The organism is Rhizorhabdus histidinilytica (assembly GCF_900167915.1).
Classification (GTDB): Bacteria; Pseudomonadota; Alphaproteobacteria; order Sphingomonadales; family Sphingomonadaceae; genus Rhizorhabdus; species Rhizorhabdus histidinilytica.
Map to the genome: position 1 here is coordinate 220,508 of NZ_FUYM01000009.1, position 23,810 is coordinate 244,317.

General features: G+C 68.8%; 18 protein-coding genes and 1 tRNA gene. 6 read left to right on the plus strand and 13 right to left on the minus strand.

All coding sequences use genetic code 11. The features are described 5' to 3' along the window. Window positions 1-52 precede the first annotated feature (52 nt). Genes B5X82_RS19225 through B5X82_RS19240 form a run of 4 tightly spaced genes read right to left on the minus strand, consistent with a single transcriptional unit; the run spans window position 53 to window position 3,747 of the window. Window positions 53-1,015, minus strand: a complete 963-nt coding sequence (locus tag B5X82_RS19225) for an ABC transporter substrate-binding protein (RefSeq protein WP_079649789.1) — start codon at window positions 1,013-1,015, stop codon at window positions 53-55. Continuing rightward, window positions 1,012-2,106 (minus strand): LLM class flavin-dependent oxidoreductase, encoded by a 1,095-nt coding sequence (locus B5X82_RS19230; protein ID WP_079649790.1) that lies wholly within the window; start codon window positions 2,104-2,106, stop codon window positions 1,012-1,014. The genes B5X82_RS19225 and B5X82_RS19230 overlap by 4 nt, the downstream gene beginning before the upstream one ends. A 51-nt stretch (window positions 2,107-2,157) precedes the next feature. Then, window positions 2,158-2,943, minus strand: a complete 786-nt coding sequence (locus tag B5X82_RS19235; protein WP_079649791.1) for an ABC transporter ATP-binding protein — start codon at window positions 2,941-2,943, stop codon at window positions 2,158-2,160. A gap of 3 nt (window positions 2,944-2,946) precedes the next feature. Beyond that, window positions 2,947-3,747: an ABC transporter permease gene (locus tag B5X82_RS19240; protein WP_079649792.1), complete on the minus strand. Its 801-nt coding sequence runs from the start codon at window positions 3,745-3,747 to the stop codon at window positions 2,947-2,949. A gap of 185 nt (window positions 3,748-3,932) precedes the next feature. Between B5X82_RS19240 and B5X82_RS19245 the strand changes: the two genes are divergently transcribed. Then, window positions 3,933-4,769, plus strand: a complete 837-nt coding sequence (locus tag B5X82_RS19245) for a LysR substrate-binding domain-containing protein (RefSeq protein WP_079649793.1) — start codon at window positions 3,933-3,935, stop codon at window positions 4,767-4,769. Here B5X82_RS19245 and B5X82_RS19250 read toward each other — a convergent pair whose 3' ends face one another. Next, on the minus strand, window positions 4,770-5,894 hold the full coding sequence (locus B5X82_RS19250) for a GGDEF domain-containing protein (protein WP_079649794.1): 1,125 nt from the start codon (window positions 5,892-5,894) through the stop codon (window positions 4,770-4,772). Between the two features lie 128 nt (window positions 5,895-6,022). Between B5X82_RS19250 and B5X82_RS19255 the strand changes: the two genes are divergently transcribed. Then, window positions 6,023-7,147 carry a pyridoxal phosphate-dependent aminotransferase gene (locus tag B5X82_RS19255; protein ID WP_079649795.1) on the plus strand — a complete coding sequence of 375 codons (1,125 nt, stop codon included), beginning with the start codon at window positions 6,023-6,025 and terminating at the stop codon, window positions 7,145-7,147. Window positions 7,148-7,154: 7 nt separating this feature from the next. Here B5X82_RS19255 and B5X82_RS19260 read toward each other — a convergent pair whose 3' ends face one another. Further along, window positions 7,155-8,021: a TetR/AcrR family transcriptional regulator gene (locus B5X82_RS19260; RefSeq protein ID WP_079649796.1), complete on the minus strand. Its 867-nt coding sequence runs from the start codon at window positions 8,019-8,021 to the stop codon at window positions 7,155-7,157. Window positions 8,022-8,126: 105 nt separating this feature from the next. On the opposite strand from B5X82_RS19260, the gene B5X82_RS19265 reads away from it, so the two are divergent. From B5X82_RS19265 to B5X82_RS19275, 3 genes are all read left to right on the plus strand, one after another. Beyond that, window positions 8,127-10,487: an arylsulfatase gene (locus tag B5X82_RS19265; RefSeq protein WP_079649797.1), complete on the plus strand. Its 2,361-nt coding sequence runs from the start codon at window positions 8,127-8,129 to the stop codon at window positions 10,485-10,487. A 58-nt stretch (window positions 10,488-10,545) separates the two neighbouring features. Then, the gene (locus B5X82_RS19270; protein WP_235862728.1) at window positions 10,546-12,957 is read left to right on the plus strand and encodes a TonB-dependent receptor; all 2,412 of its coding nucleotides are present in this window, start codon (window positions 10,546-10,548) and stop codon (window positions 12,955-12,957) included. A gap of 62 nt (window positions 12,958-13,019) precedes the next feature. Then, window positions 13,020-15,317 (plus strand): arylsulfatase, encoded by a 2,298-nt coding sequence (locus B5X82_RS19275; RefSeq protein WP_079649799.1) that lies wholly within the window; start codon window positions 13,020-13,022, stop codon window positions 15,315-15,317. Window positions 15,318-15,361: 44 nt separating this feature from the next. Here B5X82_RS19275 and B5X82_RS19280 read toward each other — a convergent pair whose 3' ends face one another. The 6 genes from B5X82_RS19280 to B5X82_RS19305 all read right to left on the minus strand — a co-directional run bounded on the left by B5X82_RS19280 (window position 15,362) and on the right by B5X82_RS19305 (window position 22,980). Continuing rightward, the gene (locus tag B5X82_RS19280) at window positions 15,362-15,799 is read right to left on the minus strand and encodes an SRPBCC family protein (protein ID WP_079649800.1); all 438 of its coding nucleotides are present in this window, start codon (window positions 15,797-15,799) and stop codon (window positions 15,362-15,364) included. Beyond that, the gene (locus B5X82_RS19285; protein WP_012048732.1) at window positions 15,799-16,155 is read right to left on the minus strand and encodes a nuclear transport factor 2 family protein; all 357 of its coding nucleotides are present in this window, start codon (window positions 16,153-16,155) and stop codon (window positions 15,799-15,801) included. The genes B5X82_RS19280 and B5X82_RS19285 overlap by 1 nt, the downstream gene beginning before the upstream one ends. Before the next feature lie 10 nt (window positions 16,156-16,165). Then, the gene (locus tag B5X82_RS19290) at window positions 16,166-17,197 is read right to left on the minus strand and encodes an aromatic ring-hydroxylating oxygenase subunit alpha (RefSeq protein WP_079649801.1); all 1,032 of its coding nucleotides are present in this window, start codon (window positions 17,195-17,197) and stop codon (window positions 16,166-16,168) included. 11 nt (window positions 17,198-17,208) lie between these two features. After that, window positions 17,209-19,311 (minus strand): TonB-dependent receptor, encoded by a 2,103-nt coding sequence (locus B5X82_RS19295; protein WP_079649802.1) that lies wholly within the window; start codon window positions 19,309-19,311, stop codon window positions 17,209-17,211. 191 nt (window positions 19,312-19,502) lie between these two features. Continuing rightward, window positions 19,503-22,142 carry a LuxR C-terminal-related transcriptional regulator gene (locus B5X82_RS19300; protein ID WP_079649803.1) on the minus strand — a complete coding sequence of 880 codons (2,640 nt, stop codon included), beginning with the start codon at window positions 22,140-22,142 and terminating at the stop codon, window positions 19,503-19,505. A gap of 133 nt (window positions 22,143-22,275) precedes the next feature. Then, on the minus strand, window positions 22,276-22,980 hold the full coding sequence (locus B5X82_RS19305) for a type 1 glutamine amidotransferase domain-containing protein (RefSeq protein WP_079649804.1): 705 nt from the start codon (window positions 22,978-22,980) through the stop codon (window positions 22,276-22,278). On the opposite strand from B5X82_RS19305, the gene B5X82_RS19310 reads away from it, so the two are divergent. Next, complete coding sequence (locus tag B5X82_RS19310; protein ID WP_079649805.1) at window positions 22,979-23,614, plus strand: ferritin-like domain-containing protein; 636 nt, start codon at window positions 22,979-22,981, stop codon at window positions 23,612-23,614. The two genes, B5X82_RS19305 and B5X82_RS19310, sit on opposite strands and share 2 nt — an antisense overlap. A 108-nt stretch (window positions 23,615-23,722) precedes the next feature. On the opposite strand, the gene B5X82_RS19315 is transcribed toward B5X82_RS19310, so the two are convergent. Further along, window positions 23,723-23,799, minus strand: a tRNA-Met gene (locus tag B5X82_RS19315). Window positions 23,800-23,810: the final 11 nt, after the last annotated feature.

Sequence of the window (23,810 nt, forward strand, 5' to 3'; positions counted from 1 at the left end):
CGAAGCGCCTCGCTTCGCGGTCGTCGGCCCCTGTTGGTCGGATGGAGGTCGTCTAGTTTGCGACCTTCTCACTGAAGAGTGAGCGGTCGAACCCGTCGGCCAGGGCGCGATCGCCCCTGACGGCGCCGGCCGCGTGGAAATCGTCGAGCACCTGCCGCTGCTCCTCGATCAGCGCGTCGTCGATCGGCACCAGGGTGCGCCCATTCTTGATCGCGTAGTCGCGGGCGATCTCGATCGGCAGGCCGGTCTCGCGGGCGAGCACCACGCCATAGGGGCCTGGGTTCGCCCGCGCCCAGGCCAGAGCCTTCGCCTCGCGCTTGAGGAAGTCGGCGAGGATCGCCGGCTTGGCGCGGATCGCCGCCTCATTGGCGACGTCGAAGCCATAACCCTTCACCAGATCGTGCCCGTCGACGATGGTGCGGGCCCCTTCCTTGAAGGCGGGCAGCAGATAGGGCGCCCAGGTCGCCCAGCCGTCGATCGCACCCGAGCTGAACGCGGCCTTGGCGTCGCCGGGCGACAGGAACACGAAGTTCACCCAGTCAGGCGGCAGCTTCGCCTGCTGTAGCGCCCGGATGACCAGATAATGGCCTACCGAACCGCGCGTCGTCGCGATCTTGCGGCCCTTGAGGTCGGCGATCGAGCGCGCCGCCGAGGCCTTGGGCACGATCAGCGCGAGCGCGCCGACCGGGCGTTCCTCGACGAACTGCGCGCCCACCGCCTTGATCCGGCTGCCGCTCTGATAGGCGAAGATGAACGGCGCGTCGCCGACCACCCCCACATCGACCGCACCGCCCCCGATCGCCTCCAGCAGATGCTGGGCCGCCGGGAATTCGGACCATTCGACCGTGTAAGGCGCGCCTTCGAGCGCGCCGCTGGCGAGCAGCACCGCCCTGGTGCCGCCGCGCTGGCTGCCGACGTGGAGCACGGTCGTGTCGCCGCCGGCGTCGCGGCCACAGGCCGTGAGCGCCAGCAGGGCGGCGAGGGCGCCGAAGAAAGCCTTGCCGACGCGCTTCACGCGACTGCCTTTTCCTCGCCGCGCTCGGCGTCGCGGCGCGCCACCCGCTCATGGACCAGCGGCAGCAGCTCACGGCCATATTGGATCGCGTCGCCAAGCGGATCGAAGCCGCGGATCAGGAAATGGTCGATGCCAAGGTCATAATAGTCGATCAGCGCATCGGCGACCTGTTCGGGCGTGCCGACCAGCCCGGTCGAGTTGCCCTGCGCGCCCGCCACGGCGGCTAGTCCGGTCCACAGCCGCTTGTCGGCGCGATAGCCGGCACGCGCGGTCTGTAGCAGCCGCTGCGATCCGGCGTTGGGCGGAGCATGGTCGCTGGTCGCGACGGCGTTGCGCTCGCGGATCTCGCGGACGATCTCGACGATCTCGTCGGCGCGCTTCCACGCTGCCTCCTCGGTATCGGCCAGGATCGGCCGCAGCGACAGCGAGAAGCCGGGGCGGCGGCCGTAGCGGGCGGCCGAGGCGCGGATCGTGGCGACCGCCTCGCGCACCTGCTCCTGCGTCTCGCCCCACAGCGCGTAGACGTCGGCATGGCGGCCGGCGACGTCGATCGCCTCGGGTGAGGAGCCGCCGAAGAAGACCGGCAGGTTCTGCGGCTTCACCGCGGCGAAGCCCTGGCGGATGCGGTAGAAATCGCCGTCATGGTCGAACGGCGTCTCGGCCGTCCATTCGCGGCGCAGCACCGTCAGATATTCGTCGGTGCGGGCATAGCGCTGCGCCTTGTGCGAATCGTCGCCGTCCTTGGCCATCTCCGCGTCGGCGCCGCCGGTGATGATGTGGACCGCGACCCGCCCGCCCGACAGCTGGTCGAGCGTCGCGAGCTGGCGCGCGGCGACGGTCGGCTGGGTGAAGCCGGGCCGATGCGCGATCAGGAAGCCGAGCTTCGTGGTGATCGCTGCTGCATGCGCTGCGACGATCTGGCTTTCGGGGCTGTTCGATCCGAACGGGATCAGGACGCGGTCGAAGCCGCCCTCCTCCTGTGCCCTGGCCGCAGCCTCGACATAGTCCTTGTCGAGAGCGCGGATCTGGCGAAGGCTGTGGATCTCGCTCTCATTGTTGAAGCCGATATAGCCGATGAACTTGACGGGCATGGGTGTCTCCTTGGCGGGACGATCAAAGGGATGGGGTGAGAGGGGGCGCGGTCATTCGGCCGCTTCGAGCAGGCCGGCACCGGCGCCGGCGACTGCGTCGGCATAGGAGCCGCTCGGCGCGGTGACGCCGAGATGGGCGAGCAACCGGCGGCGCAGGTCGCGCACGCTGGCGGTGCGCCGTCCGCGTTCGGCCTCGATCCGCTCCTCGGCGACGAAGCGTCCCTCGGCGAGCACCAGCACCCGGTCGGCGAGCGCGATCGCCTCGTCGACGTCGTGCGTCACCAGGAGCACGGCAGGCCGATGCGCCCGCCACAGGTTGAGCACCAATTCGTGCATCCGCAGCCGGGTGAGCGCATCGAGCGCGGCAAAGGGTTCGTCGAGCAACAGCAGTTGCGGCTCGCGGACCAGCGCGCGGGCGAGCGCGGTGCGCTGCGCCTCGCCACCCGACAGGGTCAGCGGCCAGGCGTCGACGCGGTGCGACAGGCCCACCTCGGCCAGCGCGGCCTCGGCCTTCTTGCGCGCGCCCCGGCGGGACAGGCCGAGGACGACGTTCTTCCAGACCCGCTTCCACGGCAACAGGCGCGAATCCTGAAAGACGACGGCGCGCGCGCTCGGGATCGTCACGTCCTGGCCATCAGCCTGGTCGAGATTGGCCAGGGTGCGCAGCAGCGTCGTCTTGCCGCTGCCCGAATGGCCGAGCAACGCGACGAACTCGCCCGGCGCGATGTCGAGGTCGAGCCCGTCGATGACGACGGTCTCGCCGAAGGCGCGGGTGAAGCCGCGCAGCCGCACGACCGGCTGGATCTGGCCGACGCGGGGGAACAGGGACACGGTCATGGATCAGGCCTCCACCAGCTTGGGGCGCCAGGCGAGTGCGCGGGTTTCGACGGCGCGGACGAGCAGGTCGGCGGCGAGGCCGAGCAGCGCGTAGACCATCAGGCAGACGACGATGATGTCGGTGCGCATGAAGTCGCGAGCGTTGTTGACGAGGAAGCCGAGCCCGGCGCTGGCGTTGATCTGCTCGGCAATGACCAGCATGACGATCGAGATGGTCAGCGCATAGCGCAGCCCGACCAGTAGAGACGGCAGCGCGCCCGGCAGGATGACGTGGACGATGAGCTGCCAGCGGTCGAGACCGAAGCTCAGCGCGCCTTCGACCAGCCTTTTGTCGACGCCCCGGATGCCGTTGTAGAGGTTGAGGTAGAGCGGGAACATCACCGCGAAGGCGATCAGCGCGATCTTCGGGGTCTCGCCGATCCCGAACCAGACGATGAACAGCGGCGCCAGTGCTACCACCGGGATCGTCCGCTTGATCTGCATCAGCGGATCGACCAGCGCCTCGCCGCGGCGCGACAGGCCGGCGACCAGCCCGAGCGACACGCCGAGCGCGACGCCGATGCCGAGGCCCGAGACCACTCGCCAGAAGGACACGGCCAGGTTCGATGGGAGTTCCCCCGAACGGATCATCGCGAACAGCGTCGCCAGCACGGCCGACGGCGCCGCCAGCGTATGGGTTGGGATCAACCCGGCACGCGAGGCCGCCTCCCACAACAGCAAGAGCAGGAGCGGCGACGGCCAGCGCGATCGCAGCACGGCCGCGACGATCGAGGGACGCGGGGCGGAAGGGACGGAACGGGTCATGCCTCCAGCCTCCGCCAAAACTCTATCGATTCAATAGAGTTTAGCTGCTAAGACCTATTAGAATTGCTTCACCGGATGACGGAAAGGCCTGAAATCCGGGACTTCCGCCGGTGCGGGAGCAGGCCTGACAGAAAGGCTTTAGGGCCTGAAAGCTGCGCTGCCTGCCTTTTGAAAAGGGATGGGAAATGGCCGTCAACCTGCCGACCAACATGCTCCGCAGCTTCGTCGCGATCGTCGACGCGGGCTCGATGCTCAACGCGGCCGAGCGGGTGTTCGTCACGCAGAGCGCGCTCAGCCTACAGATCAAGCGGCTCGAGGAGCTGGTGCAGAAGCCGCTTTTCCATCGCGAGGGTCGCCGTCTCGCGCTGACCGCGGCGGGCGAACTGCTGCTCGGCTATGCGCGCCGCCTGCTGGCGCTGCACGACGAGGCGCTGGCGGCGGTGACGGCGGGGCAGTTCGCCGGGCCGGTGCGGGTCGGCATGGTCCAGGACTTCGCCGACCTGCTGCTGTCGGGGCTGCTCGCGCGCTTCTCCGAGCTTCACGCCGACGCGCAGATCTTCGCGCGGGTGGCGGGAACCGCCGAGCTTCAGGAAATGCTGGCCCGTGGCCAGCTCGACCTGCTGATCGGCTATGCCGCGCCGGGCGACGCCCAGGCGGTCCGCACCGCGCCGAGCGTCTGGTTCGGCGACGACGCGCTGACGCTCAAGGCCGAGCTGCCGCTGGTGGTGCTCGAAAAGCCCTGCCGCTTCCGCGAGGCGGCGATCGCCGCGCTCGATGCGGCCGGACGACCATGGCGGATCGCGGTCGAGACACCGAACCTGTCGACGCTCCGCGCCGCGATCGCCTCCGGCCTCGGGGTCAGCAGCCGGACGGGGCTGTTCCTGCGCGACCTGCCGGCCGTCACCCCCGGCCTGCTGCCGCCGCTGCCCGACGTGGCGTGCATCGTCGCCCGGGCGAAACCCGACCGCGATGCGTCGGCGCATCTGCACGACCTGGCGGTGGAGCTGATCGCCGGGCTCTGATCAGGCCGCAATGATGCCGCGCCCCTCGGCCTTGGCCTGGTAGAGCGAGGTGTCGGCGCGGTGCAGCGCGGCGTCGACGTCGCGATCGCCGTCGAGCACCGTCGCCATGCCCATGCTGACGGTCCAGCCGACCGCATCGTCGGCATGCGAGCGCAGATGGGTGCGCAGCCGCTCGGCGAAGCGGCCGGGATCGGGACCGTCGGCGGGGAGCAATATCGCGAACTCGTCACCGCCCAGCCGGAACAGCTCGCCGCCGCCGGCCTGCGCCAGCACCCCCGCCTCGCGGCCGAACAGCGCCAGAACGGCGTCACCGGCAGCATGGCCGTGGCGATCGTTGATCGACTTGAAATGGTCGATGTCGATCGCGATCGCGGCAGCGCCCGACGCCAGGAAGCGCGGCTTCTGCGCCTCCAGCCCGGCGCGGTTCCAGGCGCCGGTCAGCGGATCGCGCAGCGCCGCCTGCCGCAACTGCCGCTGCGCATGCTCGACCGGAATGGCGAGCAGGCCGAGATTGATGATGCCGAGCAGCGCCTGGTCCGACAGCATCGCCAGCAGCGCGAGCGTCTCCATGCCGCGCAGCACATGATATTCGCCCGCGACCGACAGGACAAAGCCCGGGATATAGGCCAGCAGCCCCGCGCCCGCGATGCCATGGCCCGCCGTCCGCACCGTCCACCGGCCCCACAGCAGCGCGCCGCCGTTGATCGCGATCGACAGCGACAGGCCGATCGCGTCACCGATATTGGGCAGCAGGCTCGTCGCCGGCAGCCAGCCCTGGACAACCGCCAGCCGCGGCAGGCCGTGGCCCGCGCCGGCCGCGACGATCGGGATCAGCATCCACCAGACGAAGGGCGGCTTGCCGTCGAGGCGGCGAGCGCCCGCGAGCGGCAGCACGTTGGCCAGCGAGAGCAGGGCGAAGAGCGGCGTGGTGACGCCGGCCGCGTCCGGCGGCGTCAGGCTGAAGCTGAAGATGACGGCGCCGTAGAGCAGGGAGCCGGCGGCCCAGAAGAGCAGATGCCCTTCACGACGGTCGCGCAGCCAGAGCGCACAGAACACCAGACCGAACGCTGTCGAGGTCAGCATGCTGCAGAGCCGCAGCGTATCGACGTCGGGAAGAATGGGCATATCGGCTCGACCTTGCCCCTTTTCCGCTTCGGGATCAGCAAGATTCATCCGCGCCGCAGGGTGATGGCATGTTGCGAAGCGGCCGACATTCGACGAAATAGCGCGCCGGACAAGGACGGAACCCCGCGATGCAGAACCAGGTGCAACCCTTCCGCGCGATCGAGATCAGCGGCCTCGCGCGCCGGCTGGCGACCGAGGGGCGCTCGGTCCTGCACATGGAGTTCGGCCAGCCGTCGATGGGCCCGCCACGCAAGGTGCTCGACGTTGCCCGCGCCGCGATCGACAACGATCGGATGGGCTATTGGGAGAGCCCGGCGCTCAAGGAACGGCTCGCCGCGCTCTACGCCGATCGCTACGGCGTCGCGATCGATCCGTCGCGCTTCCTGCTGACCTGCGGCGCCTCGCCGGCGCTGGTGCTGGCGCTCAGCATCTGCTTCCCGGCGGGCGCGCGGATCGCGATGGCGCGGCCCGGCTATGTCGCCTATCGCAACACCGTCCGGGCGCTCAACATGGTGCCGGTCGAGCTGCCCTGCGGCGCCGAGAGCCGCTTCCAGCTCACCGCCGAGGCGCTCGATGCGATCGAGCCGGCGCCCGACGGCGTGATCATCGCCAGCCCCGCCAACCCGACCGGCACGATCATCGGCGGCGACGAGCTGCGCGCGATCGCGGCCGTCTGCCGGCGCCGGGGCATCCGCATCCTGTCCGACGAGATCTACCACGCGCTGAGCTATGGCGAGCCGTGCCGGTCGATGACCGAATATGATCCCGACGCGGTGATCATCAGCAGCTTCTCCAAATATTATTGCATGCCGGGCTGGCGGCTCGGCTGGCTGCTGGTGCCGCCCGACCTGATCGAGCGCGCCTGGTCCTATCTCGGCTGCCTGTTCCTGACCCCGCCGACCCTGAGCCAGCACGCCGCGCTGGCGGCGCTCGACTGCGCCGAGGAGCTCGACGCCAATGTCGCGGTCTATGCCGGCAATCGGGCCCGGCTGCTCGAAGCGCTGCCGCAGATGGGACTGCGCCGCATCGCCCCGCCCGACGGCGCCTTCTACATCTACGCCGATATCGGCCACCTCACCGACGACAGCATGGGCTTCTGCCGCAAGCTGCTGCTCGACACGGGCGTCGCCACCGGGCCCGGCATCGATCATGACCCCGTCGACGGCCACCGCTTCTTCCGGCTGAGCTTCGCGATCTCGGCGGAGGAGGTCGAGCAGGCGTTGCAGCGGCTGGGGGGCTGGCTGCCCCGATAAGGCAAGCCTATCGCTCGCGCGCCGCGAGCATCTGCTTGAGCCGGCTGCGTTCGACGCTCAGGTCGGCGACGAGCTGGCGGAGCGCGGCATTCTCCTCCTGGAGCTGGCTCGCGCGGTCGGCGAGACGGCCCGCCGGCGGGGGCGACACCGCGTCGGCGCCGGCCGGGATTTGCGGCGGGATCGCCAGGTCCCCGGCGGCCGGCGGGGCGGCGATAGCGCGCACCATCATCTCCATCGTGTCGGCGATCCCGCGCCGCGACGCCTCGCTGGCCAGTCCGTCACCGAATTCGATCTCCGACCGGACCATCATGTTCAGGAACATGCCATGGCATAACGCAATGCGGTTATCCGCACGGCGAGGCTCCATCTTCAGCGCGTCGATGATGAGTTGACGCACCCGGCCGATCGCGGGGGATATCTGCACCACGTCGACGATCGCGTCGCGATAGTCGATGTCCTCGTAGAAGGCGTAGAATTGCAGCAGGAAGCGGGCATAGGGGAATTGCCCGCGCTCGTCGCGCAGCGATATCTGCGGCAGGCAGTAGATTTCGAGCAGCGTCCGCATGTCGCCCAGCCGGCCCGCGACCTCCGCCTCGGCGAGCATGGCGGTGCGCTGCGCCTCCATCTGCTGGACCCGATAGGTGAGCAGCGCCCGCACCAGCCCGGCGCGATTCTCGAAATGATATTTGACCGCGTTGTTGTTGCCGTTGCCGGCCAGCGCCGCGATCTTGCGCAGCGACGCGGTCTCGATCCCTTCACGCGCGAATTCGCGTTCGGCGGCGAGCAGCAGGCGCAGCCGCGCGTCCGAGAGCGGCCCCGCCTGGTCCGTTGATTCGCTCTCCTGGTCCGACGACAGGGACGCCTTGCCGCGCATAACCCCTCCTTGCTGCCAGCCCTCTTATCCATCCGGCATTGACAATCCAAATTTAACACGACTATGTTAACTCATATAAGTTATTTATGCGATAGGGAGAGGGTGATGGCGCGACCGGGGCGGTCGATGCGGGCTGTGGTGCGCATGCTGGCGGGCGGATCGCTGCTCGCGGCAGGCCTGGCCTTCGCCGCCGCGCCGCCGCCCGCTCCAGGGTCGGCCGCCCCGGTCGTCGACGCGCCGGGTGCACAGCACTTCGCCGGGATAAACCCGGCCACTTCCTCCGCACCGTCCTGGCCCGAACAGCCGCAGGCCCCGAAAGGCGCGCCCAACGTCCTGCTGATCCTGACCGACGACATCGGCTTCGGCGCGACCAGCACCTTCGGCGGCCCGGTCCCCACCCCGGCGTTCGACGCCCTGGCGAAGGAGGGGCTGCGCTACACCCAGTTCAACACCACCGCGATCTGCTCGCCGACGCGCGCGGCGCTGCTCACCGGACGCAACCCGCACGCGGTGGGGATGGGCCATGTCGAGAACACCTCGGCCGGCTACGAGGGCTATGATTCGGTCATCCCCAAATCCTCGGCCTTCGTCTCGCGAATCCTGCGCCAGGGCGGCTACAACACCGCCGCCTTCGGCAAATGGCACCTGACCCCGCAATGGGAGCAGAGCCAGGCCGGCCCCTATGACCGCTGGCCGCTGGGCCAGGGCTTCGAGAATTTCTACGGCTTCCTCGCGTCCGACAACAGCCAGTGGAACCCCACGCTGACGCAGGACAACAGCTTCATCGACGTGGCGACGCCGCCCGGCTATCATTTCGACGCCGACATGGCCGACCATGCGATCCGCTGGATCGCCGAGCGCAAGGCGAACGCGCCCGACAAGCCCTTCTTCGTCTATTATGCGCCCGGTACCGCCCACACGCCCAACCATGTGCCCAAGGAGTGGCTCGACCGCTTCAGGGGCCGCTTCGACAAGGGCTGGGACGCGCTGCGCGAGGAGGTGTTCGCGCGGCAGAAGGCGCTGGGCGTGGTCCCCGCCGATACGGTGCTGACCGCGCGCCCGAAGGAACTGCCCGCCTGGAGCTCGCTCTCCGCCGACCAGCGCCGCCTCTATGCGCGCTACATGGAGGCCTGGGCGGCGTCGGTCGCCTATATGGATGCGCAGATCGGCCGGGTGATCCAGTCGCTCAAGGACAGCGGCCAATATGACAACACGCTGATCATCTACATCCAGGGCGACAACGGATCGAGCGCCGAGGGCGGCATGGACGGCCGGCTGTTCCAGCAGTCGCTGCTCAACGACCATGCCGAGCAGCGCGCCTATGCGCTCAGCCGGATCGACGACATCGGCGGGCCCGATCTCTACCCGCTCTTCCCCACCGGCTGGGGCTGGGCGATGGACACCCCGTTCAAATATTACAAGCAGATCGCCTCCTATTTCGGCGGCACCCGCAACGGCATGGTGATGAGCTGGCCGAAGGGGATCGCCGACAAGGGCGGCATCCGCAGCCAATATCATTTCGTCACCGACATCATGCCGACCATCCTGGAGGCGACCGGCGTCACCCGGCCGGCGTCGGTAGACGGGGTCGAGCAGCGCCCGCTCGACGGGGTGAGCATGGCGTACAGCTTCACCGCCCCCGACGCGCCGTCGCACCGCCGGATGCAGGTGTACGAGATGGTCGATTCGCGCGGCATCTACCTCGACGGCTGGTTCGCCTCGATGCGGCCGACCCGGCAGCCGTGGAGCTTCGACAAGCCCGCCGATCCCGACAAGACGCCGTGGGAGCTGTACGACGTCCGCACCGATTTCAGCCAGGCGCACGACCTGGCGGCGCGTCATCCCGATCGGCTGCGGATGATGCAGCAGCTCTTCTGGGCCGAGGCCGGACGCAACAACATCCTGCCGATCCTCGAGCCGACGATCCTGCCCACCGGCCGCCCCTCGCTCGGCGCCGGCCGCACCGCCTTCCGCTATCCGCAGGGGGTCACCCGCATTCCCGAGGACAGCGCGCCGCACATCATCGGCCGTTCCTACAGCGTGTCGACGACGATCGAGGTGGCGGCCGGCGCGCCCAACGGCGTCCTCGTCGCGCAGGGCGGCCGCTTCGGCGGCTGGGCGCTCTACTTCCGCGACGGGCGGCTGACCTATCACCAGAACGCGCTCGACCCGCGCCAGTATCGCGTCGTCAGCGACCGCGTGCTCGGGCCGGGGCGGCACGATGTCGCGATGCTGTTCAAGGCCGACAGCCATGCCCGCGGCGCGGGCGGCACGGTCAGCTTCACGATCGACGGCCAGCCGGCGGGGCAAGGCCATGTGCCGCTGACGCTGGGCGGGTGGATCTCGCACATCGAGGGGCTCGACGTCGGCGTCGACACCGGCACGCCGGTCTCTGGCGAGTACCGATCGCGCGACAGCGCGTTCAACGGCCGGTTCGATGCACTGGAGATGAAATTGATCGATTGAACCGCGATCCGAAAACGGATCGAAGCTGGGGAGAGGACTAGTGGGGAAGACAACCATCTTGCTGGGAAGCGTGGCGCCGCTGACGCTGGCGATGCTGGCGGTGCCGGCACAGGCGCAACAGGACGGCGGAGCGCAGGGGAGCGCCGCCGAGGCGCCGACCGGCGGCGTCGAGGACATCGTCGTCACCGCGACGCGCCGCGACACCCGGCTGCAGCAGACGCCGATCGCGGTCTCGGCGATCACCTCCAACACGATCCAGCAGATGGCGCCGCGCGACGTCGGCGACCTCGCCGCCTTCGTGCCCAATTTCTCGGCCAGCCGCATCCCGAGCTTCAAGGCGGCGGCGTTCGCGATGCGCGGCGTCGGCACCACCACGATCATCCCGTTCAACGACGCGCCGATCGGCGTCGTCGTCGACGATTTCGTGATGCCGTCGATCCAGACGCAGCTCCTCGACACGTTCGACATCGCCCAGATCGAGGTGCTGCGCGGCCCGCAGGGCACGCTGTTCGGCAAGAACACCACCGGCGGCGTCGTGGTGGCGCGCACCAAGCGCCCCGACCTCGGCGCCTTCGGGGCCCAGCTTCGCGGCGAGATCGGCGATTTCGGCACCCGCGTCGTCCAGGGATCGGTCGACGTCCCGATCATCCAGGACGTGCTCGGCCTGCGCCTCGTCGGCAGCTACCGCCATTCCGACGGCTATATGGTCAACAACGCCTGCTACGGCCCGATCACGCCGATCGCCACCACCGCCTTCGCCCAGTCCTATGCGGGGCGGACTGGCTGCGGCGACGGCCGCGCGCTGGGCGGGGACGAGATGTTCAACGGCCGGGCCAAGCTGCTGTGGAAGCCGACGCCCGGCATCACCGCGCTGCTGCAATATGAGATGGTGCGCGATTCGGGCGACGCCCCGGGCATCGTCAACCAGACGCGGCCGGGCTTCGTCTTCTACAATCTCGGTTTCCGCCCCGGCACCGGCAACCCGCTCAAGCGCGCGGGCGCGAGCGACGGCGATTTCGGCTTCAACGACTTCGACGCCGGCCAGGTCGTCAACAGCGACGGCGTCTACGCCAATGTCGACATCGAGATCGGAGCGGGCACGCTCAGCTCGGTCACCGGCTACCGGTCGCAGCGGTCGCGGCTGCCGGGCAATTTCGCCGGCGTGGTCAGCCCGATCCGGCTGTGGGACGCGTCGCGCGACGACAACCGCAAGACCTTCCAGCAGGAGCTGCGCTACGCGGTCGAGCTGTCCGACCGGATCAATCTGGTCGCGGGCGGCTTCTACCAGCGCGACAAGGTCGACTTCTGCGTCGCCTCGCTGCTCGGCTATCTCGACCTGCTGCGCGGCCCCTCGGCGGTGGGCAACTATGCCGACAATCCGCAGGTCGCCTGCAACAAGCAGCGCGCCACCTCGACCGCGCTGTTCGCCGAGGCCAATTTCGAACTGACCGACCGGCTGACGCTGACCACCGGCGGCCGCTACAGCTGGGACAAGAAGCGCCTCGCCGCGCGGACGGCGGTGTTCGCGCAGCAGCTCGGCGGCGGGATCGATCCGTCGGTCTCCTGGCAATCGTTCGACAGCCCGTTCGACTATGGCGATTTCGACCGCTACCCGGCCGGCGTGCTGCGCCAGCGCGCGAGCTGGAAGGAGCCGACCTGGCGCGCCAGCATCAGCTACAAGGCGTCGCCGCAATTCTTCACCTATTTCACCTATTCGCGCGGCTACAAGGCGGGCGGCTTCAACGAGCTGGGCACGTCGGGCGTGCCGCTGATCCAGGCACAGCTCGCGCCCTATGACCCGGAGAAGGCGGATTCGTTCGAGCTCGGCTTCAAGTCGGACCTGTTCGACCGCAAGCTCCAGCTCAACATCGCCGGCTTCCACGTCACCTATGACGACGCCCAGCGCCAATTGCTCTTCCCGTTCACGCGCAGCGACGGCACCAGCTTCAGCGAGATCCGCTTCATCAACGCCGCCAAGATCGAGGTGAAGGGCGTCGAGGCGGAAGCGACGCTGGTCCCGACCGACGGGCTGACCCTGCGCGGCACGCTCGGCTATCAGGACGGCAAGTACAAGAGCTTCAGCTCGCCCACGCCGACGGCGCGCAACCTGGTCGACGTGCCGCTCAACCGCACGCCCAAATGGCAGGCGTCGGGCAGCGGCAGCTACGACATCCCGATCGGCGACATCGGCCGGATCACGCTGTTCGGATCGGTCACCTATCAGAGCCGCAGCCTGTTCAACTTCGACCTGAACAATCCGGCCAACGACGCCTATCTCGACGCGCGCACCCTGTTCAACGCGTCGATCGGCTTCACCGACGCCTCCGACCGCTATTCGATCCGGCTGGTCGGGCAGAACCTCACCAACCAGCTCTACCTCACCGGCGGGCAGACGGTGGGCCAGCTCTTCACCCGCGAGACCTATGGCCCGCCGCGCTACATCGCGCTCGAGCTCGGCGTGAAATTCTGACCGCATAAGCCTCCGACCTGGCCCCGGCTCTAGCCGGGGCCTTTTTTTCGCGGAGATCATCCTTGAGCCTGCCCTTCCTCTCCCGCCTCGCCATGGGCGTCGCCGCCGTCGCCCTGATCGCCGCCGCACCGGCGCCGGCCGCCCCGTCTGCGGGGCGGGGCGCCTGGCCGATGCGGACCGTCGCGCCGCGGGGCGCGCCCAACGTCCTGCTGATCATGACCGACGATGTCGGCTTCGGCGCGTCGAGCGCCTATGGCGGACCGATCGCGACGCCGGTGTTCGACGCGCTGGCCAGGACCGGCGCCCGCTACAACAACTTCAACACGACCGCGCTGTGCTCGCCGACCCGCGCCTCGCTGCTCACCGGCCGCGATCCGCACAACGTCAACATGGGCAATGTCACCAACATGCCCACCGGCTTCGAAGGCTATACCACCGCGATCCCGCGATCGGCGGCGACGATCGCCCGCATCCTGCGCGACGGCGGCTACAGCACCGCGATGTTCGGCAAGAGCCACCTCACCCCGGACTGGGAACTGAGCGCCGACGGCCCGTTCGACCGCTGGCCGACCGGGCTCGGCTTCGACTATTTCTACGGCTTCCTGTCCGCCGACACCAACCAGACCGCGCCCAACCTGTACGAGAACACCCGGCCGGTCGCGCCGCCCGACGAACCCGGCTACCTGCTCGACACCGACCTCGCCGACCGCGCGATCGGCTGGATGTCGGCCCAGCACGCGGCGGCGCCCGGCAAGCCCTTCTTCGTCTATTATGCGCCGGGCACCGCCCATTCGCCGCACACCGCGCCGGCCGAATGGCTGAAGCGCTATCGCGGCGCCTTCGACCAGGGCTGGGACAAGGTGCGCGAGGAGACCTTCGCGCAGCAGAAGGCGCTCGGCATCATCCCCGCCGACGCGGCGCTCGCCGCGCGGCCGCCCGGCATCCCCGCCTGGGACAGCCTCACCGCCGACCAGAAGCGGCTGTCCGCCCGGATGATGGAGGCCTATGCCGCGAGCCTCGCCTATTGCGACGCGCAGATCGGCCGGGTGATCGAGCATCTCCGCCGCACCGGCCAGCTCGCCGACACGATGATCGTCTTCCTCCAGGGCGACAATGGCGGCAGCGCCGAGGGCGGGCCGATGGGGATGATCTTCGAGCAGACCGCCGTGCTGGGCGACGAGGAGGACCCCGCCGACCAGATGCGCCGCATCGACGACATCGGCACCGGCCGCGCCTACACCATGTATCCGGCCGGCTGGGGCTGGGCGATGAATGCGCCCTTCCCCTGGTACAAGCAGGTCGCCAGCCATGCCGGCGGCACGCGCAACGGCCTCGTCATCGCCTGGCCGGGCCATGTCGCCGCGCCGGAGACGGTGCGCGGCCAATATGCCCATGTCTCCGACATAGCGCCGACGATCCTGTCGGCGACCGGGGTGGCCGCGCCGAAGGCGGTCGACGGGATCGCGCAGCAGCCGTTCGACGGGATCAGCCTCGCCTATACGCTCGACCGGCCGACCGCGCCGGCCCGCCGCCGCACGCAGGTCTACGAGATGATGGAGAATTTCGGCATCTATCGCGACGGCTGGTTCGCCGGATCGACACCCAAGCGCTACGCCTGGCAGTTCGCGACCAGGGAGAGCCTGGCCGATCCGCAGAACCGCGACCGCCATTGGGAGCTGTACGACCTGCGGACCGACTTCTCCCAGACCCGCGACCTCGCCGCCGCCCAGCCGGCGAAGCTCAGGGAGTTGCAGGCGCTGTTCTGGAAGCAGGCGGCCAGCAACCACATCCTGCCGATCCACGACTATAAGCTCGGCGCCGAGGGGCGGCCGACGCTGAACGCCGGCCGCGACGTCTTCACCTACAGCGCGCCGGTCAGCCGCCTCCCCTATGCCGCCGCGCCGCCGACCACCGGGCGGAGCTTCACGATCGAGGCCGAAGTGACGCTTCCCGCCGGCGGCGGACGCGGCGTGCTGCTCGCCGCCGGCGGGCGCTTCGGCGGCCATGCCTTCTTCCTCGACGGCGGCCGCCCGGCCTTCCACGTCAACGCGGTCGGCCCCTATCAATATGAAGTGATCGCGCGCGACCGGCTCGGCCCCGGCCGCCACCGCCTCGCCGCGCGCTTCGTCGCCGACGACGCGAAACCGGGCAGCGGCGGCGCGATGCTGCTGCTGGTCGACGGGGTCGAGGTCGCGCGCGGCCGCGCCGACCGCAGCTTCCACGGCTGGTTGCAGAACACCGAAGGGTTCGACATCGGCGAGGACACGCTGACCCCGGTCAGCCCGCGCTACGACGTCGCCGGCAGCCGGTTCACCGGGACCATCGAACAGGTCGTCGTCAGGCTCGACCCGGCGCCCTGAACGCGCCTATCGGCGCATTGCCGCACCGCTTCGAAATAGACCTCTCAACTGCCAAGCGCGCGGCGGATCTCGGTGACGAGCTGGGTCTCCATCGCCAGCCAGGTCTCGATCCATTCGGCCTCACTCACCTCCACCGCGGTGAACTCGCATTCGATCTTGAGATGACAGGCGTCGGGACCAGCCGGCGTCACCCGGACATAGCCGCGATAGTCGGTGATCGGCAGCGAACCGACGTCGGTCAGCCGGTAGCGATAGGTCCGGTCGGCGACGTCGAGCGCTTCCAGCCGCTCGCTGATCGGCAAGCCGTCATGCGGGTAGATGGTCTTGGTGATGCCCACCTTCGGCTCGTCGCCCTGGAACTCGATCTTCCTGAAGAAGCCGCCCGAATATTGGTCGAGCTTGGCGACGCCGTGCCAGCAGACATAATCCCAGACCGCGTCGGCCGGGGCCTCGATCCGTTCGGCGAGCGTGACCACCGCCATCAGAAGAAGCCCCACAGCTCGGCGATGCGGCCGTCCTCGGCATGGCGGGCGACGTCGATCCCCTCCAGCCGCACGTCGGAGCCGTCACCGCCCTTGGCGGTCAGCGTCCATTTCGAGGCGGTGTGGTCGCCGCAGCTGGTGACGAAGTCGGTGGCGACACGGATGTCGCTGAACGCGCCGAGCACGCCCTCCAGATAGGCGCGGCGCTGCTCGTCGGTCTCGAGCGGCGGCCGGTTGACCGGATCGCGCGCCACGGCGCCGGGGGCGAAGGTGGCGAGATAGGCGTCGACGTCGCCGCTGCCGATCGCGTCCCAAAAGCGGCGGACGGTGGCGAGGTTCTTCTCGGGGTCGGTCATGGCGTGTCCTTCAATTGATGAAATCGCGGGAGGGATGGGCGCGCGGATAGTTGCGGACGATGTCGAGCCAGCGCGCGAGGCTGGTGTCGCCGCGGGTCAATGCGCCTGGCATATAGTGGATCGTGTCGAGGATCGGCTTGTCCTCGCGCGCGGTGCGGGCGAGCAGCTCGGTCCCGAAGGTCAGCCGCTCGTCGATCAGCCGGTCGCCCTCGGGCGTGCCGTCGCCCTTCTTCACCGCGATCGCCAGATAGACGATATGGGTTCCCGGACGCGGACAGGCGAAGCCGGCCGCCACCCCCATCCACCAGCCGTCGACCGACCCTTCCTGGATGAAGGTCGAGGTGCCGCGGATGCCCACGTTCCAGTCGAGGTCCTCGCCCTGCTGGTGGATCGCCGCGAGCCGCATGCGGAAGCCATAGGGGTCCCACTCCACCGCGTCGTGCGGGTCGGGCATCTTGAAGCGGATGCCATGGACCGCCTTGATGTGCTGGATATCGGGGGTGTTGGCCGCGAAAATCCACGGATCGCAGGTGTAGACATCGGTCTTGAACGGCCGGAATTCGAGCTCCGAGTCAGGGAATTCGAAGTCGAACAGGTCCCAGAGCGGCTCGTCGCCGTTGAACGCCCAGATGATGCCGAAACGCTCCTGCGACGGAAAGACGTAGAGGCAGGCGGCAGGCGGCGGCGGATCGCCCACCCCGGTCTTCGCGACCCAACCCTCCTGGTCGAACTCCCAGCGGTGGAAGGCGCACTGGATATGGTTGCCGACCACCGCGCCGACCGAGAGATCGGCGCCGACATGCGGGCAATAGGCGCTGGCGACGGTGACCTGGCCGTTCTCGCCCCGGAATACGACGACCTTGCCGTCGAGGAAGTCGCGGCCGATCACCTGCCCCTGAGCGACCTCGCTTGACAGCGCGATCGGAAACCAGGTCTGGCTGAAGACGCCGTTGTCGCCTTCCATCGGCACCGGCCGGGTAAGACGCCTGCGTTCCCGCTTGCGGCCCGCCGTCGGTGCATCCTCCACCATCTTGATCGTCATGCTTCCATTCCTCAAAAACGCACCTTGACGCTGCCGCCGATCTGGCGGGGCGGCGACGCCGATCCCAAGTCCTTGCCGGTGATCGTGCCGGCGAAATTGACCGGCACGAATTCGACGTCGTAGCGTCGGTCGAAGAGGTTCTTGACGAAACCGGTCAGTTCTATCTTGCCGACCGCCCAGGTCAGCCGCGCATTGACCAGCCAGACCGGCTTCTGCTTCTGGGCATTGTCGATCTCCCAATAATAGTCGCCGCCCCAGCCGGAGACGTCGACGCGCGAGATCAGGCTGCTGCCACCCAGATCGGCGGTGTACTGCGCCGCCGCGTTGAGCGTGTAGCGCGGGACCTGGTTGAGCTTGTTGCCCTTGAAGTCGCCGCGCGCGGCGGTGCCGGAGAAGACGGCCACATCATATGTGTTGATCTTCGTGTCCATCAGGCTGGCGCCCATCGACAGCTCGAGTCCCTTGACCGGACGTGCCGTCATCTCCAGCTCGGCGCCCCAGACGCTCGACTTGGGGATCGGGTTGGCGATGAACTGCGCCGGGCCGCTGCTGAGGTCGAGACCGAACACCTGCCTGTCGGTGATGTCGGTGTAGAAGACCGCGCCGTTCAGATAGAGCTTGCGGTCGGCGAGCGCGGTCTTGAAGCCGAGCTCATAGTTCCACAGCTCCTCCTTCTTGAACTCGCGCGTGACGACCGCGTTCGAGTTGAAGCCGCCGCTGCGGAAGCCCTTGGCGACGGTCGCATAGGCGAGCGACCCGCCGGGGAAGCTGTAGGCCAGCGACAGCTTGGGCTGGAGCGACTTGTAGGTGCCCTTGTAGCGCGGCACGACTGCCGGCACCGGCGGCGAGACGTCGTCCTGGCGACGCCGGTCGATGTCGTAGCGCAACGCGGCGGTCAGCTCGAGCCGCTCGACGATGTCATAATTGATCTGGCCGAACGCCGCATAGGCGTCGTTGTCGTCCTTCGCGACGAGGCGCGAGCCGAGCACCCGGCTCGGCAGGCCGGTCAGATCGGGGCCGAGGAAGATCGCGGTGTCGAGCGTGCGATCGGTGTGGAGATAATAGAGCCCGGCCATCCAGCGCAGCGCCGATCCGGGCGTGTTCGACGACAGCCGCAGCTCCTCGCTCCACGCCTTGACGTCGAGCGTCTGGGTGGCGGCGGCCAGGTCCTGCGGCTCCCAGTCGAGCTCCTCGAACAGGTCCGACTTGACCGACGACCAGGCGGTGACCGAGGTCAGCGCAACCGAGCCCATGTCGAGATCGATCTTCGCCGAGACGTCGCCCAGCTTGCGGCCCGCCTTGCCCAGGATGTTGCCGACCACCGGCACGCGCGGGCTGTTCGCCGGGCCGCCGACATACCAGGAGGCGCCGGCGTCCTGATCATAATAGCTGCCGCGCAGGTCGATCTTCAGCGTCTCGGTCGGCTTGAGCAGCAGCGCGCCGCGCACCGCCCAGCTCTCGTCGAAGTCGACCTTCTTGCCGAGCGTCGAATTGGTGATCTGGCCGTCACGATTCAGATAGCTGCCGGCCAGGCGGAAGCCCGCCTTCTCGCCCAGCGGCGCGGTGATCGAGGCCTTGGCGCGGAACTCGTCGCCCTCGGCATAGCCCAGCTCGGCGCTGCCGCCGAAGCTGTCGCCCGGCTCCCTGGTGACGATGTTGATCGCGCCGCCGATCGCGTTGCGGCCGTAGAGCGCGCCCTGCGGTCCCTTGAGGATCTCGATCCGCTCGATATCGAACAGGTCCTGGGTGATCTGGTTCGGCGAGTTCTGCTGGACTCCGTCGACCACCACCGCGACCGGGGATTCGCCGTTGCGCACCTGGCCGATGCCGCGGATGTTGATCAGCACGACGCCGGGCTGCTGCGCCTCGACGATGCGGAAGCCCGACACCATCTGGGTCAGGTCGTTGACCGATTCGACGCCCGCGCGTTCGAGCGTCGCCGAGGAGAAGGCCTGGATCGTGTCGGGCACGTCGCGGATATTTTCCGATTGCTTGCGCGCGGTGACGATCAGTTCGTCCTGATCGCTGGCGACGACTTGCGCCGCCGCCGGTGCGGTGGCCATGGTGCCGGCGAATCCCGCCGCCGCCACGCCGATGAGCAGCCCCCTCTTCATTGTCACCTCCCAATGTCCCGGCCGGCGCATCGCGCCGTCCCTGCACGCCCCGTCCTGCGCGGGGCGCATCGCTGTTGATCCCGACGCCGCCCGGTTCTGGCCGGGTCCTGCGCCGATGATGGGAGCATGCCCGCGCGGCGCTCGTCGCCACAGTCAACAAAAAGGGGGATGCCGGGAATGCCCCGGCAGGGTCAGATGATCAGCAGGTCGCGGGCCCGCGCGATCGCCTGCGATCGGCTCGCGGCGCCCAGCTTCTCGTGGATCTTCTTACGGTGGGTCTTCACCGTCCCCTCGGAGATGCCGAGCCGGACCGCGATTTCCTTGGTGATATAGCCCTCCGCGACGAGTGCGATGATCTCGGTCTCGCGCGGGCTGAGCGTGAAATTGTTGGGCGCCTGCTCGACGCCGCGGCGCGGGCTGCTCTGCTGCAGCGTCGCGCCGCTCTCGGTGCCGTCGGCACCGCGCAGCACGTCGTCGACATAGGCCCCGATCCGCGCCGGCAGGTGGCGCCCGTTGCGGATCGTCCAGTCGAACACCTCGGTCAGGTGCTGGCGGTTGTTGAGCGCGCGCCGCACCAGCCCGGCATGGCTCGCCAGCTCGACCGCCGCCTGCATATGGTCGACCGCCGCATTGTAGCGCCGCATCCCATAGGCCGCGCGCATCGCCATGATCCGGAAGGTGAAGCGGAAGCGGCTGTCGGCCTCGCCGAGGAAGGGCTTGTTGATCCGATCGAGCCAGGCCTGTGCGTCGTGCGGCCGGCCGAGCTCGATCATCAGCCGGGCGACTTCGAGCATTGCCGGCACCTGCACGCCGAGCACCGCGTGCGACAGGCTATCGGTCGCGAGCAGCTCGGCGAAGCCGGGGCTCTCGACATGCTCCATCGCCGCCCGCCACTCGCCCGCGCGGGTCAGCTCGCGCAGCCGCGCGATCGCCATGAACTGGAGCAGGCGCGGCAGGTTGCGTTCACGCGCAAGCGCCTCGCCGGCGCGGAGCTGCGCCTCGGCCGCGTCGATGCCCTGGCGGATGCCGGCGATCGCCGCGGCGGTGCCGAAGCCCGACGCGCACAGCCGGACCCAGGCGTTGATCGAACCGAGCTGGCGCAGGCTCGGGTCGAGCAGCGCCAGCGCGGCATCGAGCTCGTTATTCTCATAATGGAGGCCGGCGCGCAGAATGCGGGTGGCGATCACCTCGTAATTGTCGACGCCGCTGCCGATCCGGGCAATGCGCTGGGCGTCCTCGATATAGAGCACCGCCTTGTCGACCGTGTCGCGCGCCATTGCGATGTCGGCCTGGTGGATGCGCAGGAACACCGAGACCCGGCTATCCTTGACGTCGTGCATCGCGTGGAGGCCGATGCCGCACACCGTCGCCGCCTCGGCGTAGCGCGACAGTTCGAGATAGGCGAGCGCCAGCATGCAGGCGACGCCGCTCGCCAGGATCGGCCGCACTCCGCGATGCGCCTCCATCGCCCTTTCGAGCTCGGCGAGCCGCTGTTCGGTGATCGGCCGGTCGTCGGAAGCGTCGAGCACCATGTCGATGAGCTGGGCGAAGCCGCGGATCGATTCGGGGTCGGCGCCGCGATCGAGCAGGGTGAAGCCGCGCGTCAGCCGCGCCGCCTCCTCCAGCGCGGCGCGCGCCTCGACCGATCGCCCGCGCCGGATCGCGAAATAGATCTGCCCCAGGAACAGCAGCGGCAGCTCGCCCGCCCGCGTCGCGGGGACGCGCTCGCCCAGGCCGACGTCGGGGCCGTCGCACAGGTCGACATGGATCGCGCCGACATTCTCGATGACGCGCGCGGCGAAGGCCGAGTCGGCGACGGTGACGGCGTGGCGGATCGCCTCGGCACCGAAGCCGTTCGCCTCGAACCAGGAGGCGGCGAAGCGGTTGAGCGCGTCGAAGCGATCGGGATCGAAGCGCCGCAGCCGCTGGCGGAGGTGCCGGCCGAACACCGGGTGGAAGGCTGCCCAGCAGCGCTGCTCGTCGACATAGCGGATGAACGACCCCTCGCGGATATGGTCGTCGATCTGCGCCCAATCGCACGGCCGGCCGGGCATCGCCGCCAGCGCCTCGGGGGTGAAGCGATCGAGCACGCTCACCTCCATCAGCGCGGCGAGCGCAACGGGGTCCATGCGCGCGCAGACGACGTCGTCGAGATAATTGGCCATCTCGACCGGAAAGGGCCGCTCTCCGGCGCCGTCGAGCAGCCGATCCGCACTGCGGGGCGCGCGGCCAACGAAGCGCAGCCCGGCTGCCCAGCCATCGACCGCCTCGTTGATCCGCTGGCGATCCCAGGGGCTCCAGGCTTCGCCCAGCAGCAGCGCGGCCTCATCGTCGGTCATGCGCAGTTCGTCGGGGCCGATGACCTCGACGACGCCGCGCAGCCAGCCGTCGTGGAACAGCGCACCCTGCATCCGGTGCGCGGTGATGTGGAAGCTGCTGCTCGGCGGCAGTTCGAGGACGAAGGCGCCGATCAGGTCGCGGGCCGGGGCGGCGTCGATCTTCTCCAGCCCGTCGATGAAGCCGACGATGTTCCCGGGCGGATCGGACAGGCCTTCGCCCTCCTCCCGCCCCTCCGCGCCCTCGCCGCGGAAGGCGTGGTCGAGATGGCGGCGCAGCACCGCGGGATCATTGTCCTCGGCCGACAGCGTCAGCCAGCGCACCGCCATACCGGCAGCGACGAGATCGGCATGATGGCTGGCGAGCGCCGAGGTCTTGCCACTGCCGGGTGGGCCGACGATCAGCGTCACCTTGCCGGCCGCCTCCGCCATTCGCCGGGCGATGCGCGGGCGGGCGATCAGCGGCTCGACCAGCCGGGGCGGACAATAGCGCATCGTCGACGCTCCCCGGCGGCGGGCCGGAGCCTTGGCATCGGCGATGCTGACGATCCGTGACGTCGACCTTCTCCTCGTTTCCGGCAGCGCCGACAGGGTGCCACGCCCCCGCCGGACTGCCAAGCGCGGCCGGTCAGGCCCCGGCCGGCTCGACGGCGAGCGCCTTGAGCAGGGCCGCGGCGACGAGCGGCGCTGAGGCCGGGTTCTGTCCGGTGACGATATTGCCGTCGACCTCGACATGCCCGCCGAACGGCTCGGCCGCCTTGGCATAGACGCCGCCCAGTTCGACGAGGCGGGTTTCGGGCAGGACGGGAACGACCTTGTCGAAGGTGGTCATCTCCTCCTCGACATTGCTGATCGCAGTGACGCGCCGGCCGGCGACGAGCGGACGGCCGTCGACGGCGGTCGCGCCGGCAAGGGCCAGGACACCATGGCACACGGCCGACACCAGGCCGCCCTTGCGATCGATCGTCTCTATGGTCGCCTTGACGGCCGGATCGACAGGGAAGTCCCACGCCGCGCCGGCGCCGCCGACGAAATACACGGCGTCGAAGCCCGATGGATCGAGGTCCGCCAGGCGCGGCGTCGCGGCGAGCGCGGCCGACGCCGCCGGATCGTCGAGGAAGCGCGTGCCCGCATCGGTCAGCCACGGCGCCTCCAGGCTCGCCGGATCGAGCGGCGCCGCGCCGCCCGCGATCGAGGCGAGCATCAACCGCTGGCCGTCGTCGGCCAGGAGATACCAGGCGCTCGCCAGCTCCTCGAGCCAGGTCCCGGTCTTCAATCCCGTGCCGCCCAGCTCAGCCTGCGACGTCAGGACGAACAATATCTTGCTGCTCATGTCACGATCCTCGATTGTCTCCGGATCAGGCCTGCAGCCTTGGGAACGCGATTTCACCTCAACTAAAAGGGAGAGCGGCGGTCGGGACGCGCTTCCTCATCGCCTGGATACCGCACTTTTCCTGAATCGCATTTCGGCGGCGCATCGCTTCAATGGCGCCATGACCATGTGGATGCGCAGCGGGGAGCGTCTTCTGGAGACCCTGGCCGATAGCCTCACCGGCTTCGACCATGTGGCCGAGCACGCGCACCGCTTCGATTTCTATTCCTACTGCGAACAATATGCCCAGCAACGCGCCCAATTGGCCGCCACGTTCAGGGGCGTCATGAAGCGATATGGATCGAAGCGGCCCAAGTTCGGCAGCGTGCTGGGGTCCGCCCATCGATTCTATCTGGATATACGGGGGGCCCTGGATTCCGGGGTCGTCGCGATGCTCGAAGAGCTCATGCGTGGCGAAGCCTTCCTCGCATCGCGCGCGGATGCCCTGCTCGACCATGATGGATTGCCCGAGGAGATATATGAGATCGTCCGGCTGATCCGCGCGAACACCAGCCAATCATTGCTGGATCTGAGGGCAATGCACCACCATGTGAGCAACGGCTTCGCGGCAGGTTCGTTCAGGCTTTCGCGTTAAAGGGCGGCGGCGACTGGGGATATGGGTGCGAGCGGTTGCGGCCCGCGAGACGGAGTGTCTGGCGGGATGGTGGTGGTATGTGCGTGTTGGATTTTGCTGGAGGAGTGTTGGTTGCGGGGACAGGATTTGAACCTGTGACCTTCAGGTTATGAGCCTGACGAGCTACCGGGCTGCTCCACCCCGCGACACTTGGGTT

Excerpts from the sequence above, each read along its gene's own strand:
- B5X82_RS19230 (WP_079649790.1), bottom strand. The coding sequence starts at position 2,106 with ATGCCCGTCAAGTTCATCGGCTATATCGGCTTCAACAATGAGAGCGAG.
- B5X82_RS19235 (WP_079649791.1), bottom strand. The coding sequence starts at position 2,943 with ATGACCGTGTCCCTGTTCCCCCGCGTCGGCCAGATCCAGCCGGTCGTG.
- B5X82_RS19240 (WP_079649792.1), bottom strand. The coding sequence starts at position 3,747 with ATGACCCGTTCCGTCCCTTCCGCCCCGCGTCCCTCGATCGTCGCGGCC.
- B5X82_RS19245 (WP_079649793.1), top strand. The coding sequence starts at position 3,933 with ATGGCCGTCAACCTGCCGACCAACATGCTCCGCAGCTTCGTCGCGATC.
- B5X82_RS19250 (WP_079649794.1), bottom strand. The coding sequence starts at position 5,894 with ATGCCCATTCTTCCCGACGTCGATACGCTGCGGCTCTGCAGCATGCTG.
- B5X82_RS19255 (WP_079649795.1), top strand. The coding sequence starts at position 6,023 with ATGCAGAACCAGGTGCAACCCTTCCGCGCGATCGAGATCAGCGGCCTC.
- B5X82_RS19260 (WP_079649796.1), bottom strand. The coding sequence starts at position 8,021 with ATGCGCGGCAAGGCGTCCCTGTCGTCGGACCAGGAGAGCGAATCAACG.
- B5X82_RS19265 (WP_079649797.1), top strand. The coding sequence starts at position 8,127 with ATGGCGCGACCGGGGCGGTCGATGCGGGCTGTGGTGCGCATGCTGGCG.
- B5X82_RS19280 (WP_079649800.1), bottom strand. The coding sequence starts at position 15,799 with ATGGCGGTGGTCACGCTCGCCGAACGGATCGAGGCCCCGGCCGACGCG.
- B5X82_RS19285 (WP_012048732.1), bottom strand. The coding sequence starts at position 16,155 with ATGACCGACCCCGAGAAGAACCTCGCCACCGTCCGCCGCTTTTGGGAC.
- B5X82_RS19290 (WP_079649801.1), bottom strand. The coding sequence starts at position 17,197 with ATGACGATCAAGATGGTGGAGGATGCACCGACGGCGGGCCGCAAGCGG.
- B5X82_RS19295 (WP_079649802.1), bottom strand. The coding sequence starts at position 19,311 with ATGAAGAGGGGGCTGCTCATCGGCGTGGCGGCGGCGGGATTCGCCGGC.
- B5X82_RS19300 (WP_079649803.1), bottom strand. The coding sequence starts at position 22,142 with ATGCGCTATTGTCCGCCCCGGCTGGTCGAGCCGCTGATCGCCCGCCCG.
- B5X82_RS19310 (WP_079649805.1), top strand. The coding sequence starts at position 22,979 with ATGTCACGATCCTCGATTGTCTCCGGATCAGGCCTGCAGCCTTGGGAA.
- B5X82_RS19305 (WP_079649804.1), bottom strand. The coding sequence starts at position 22,980 with ATGAGCAGCAAGATATTGTTCGTCCTGACGTCGCAGGCTGAGCTGGGC.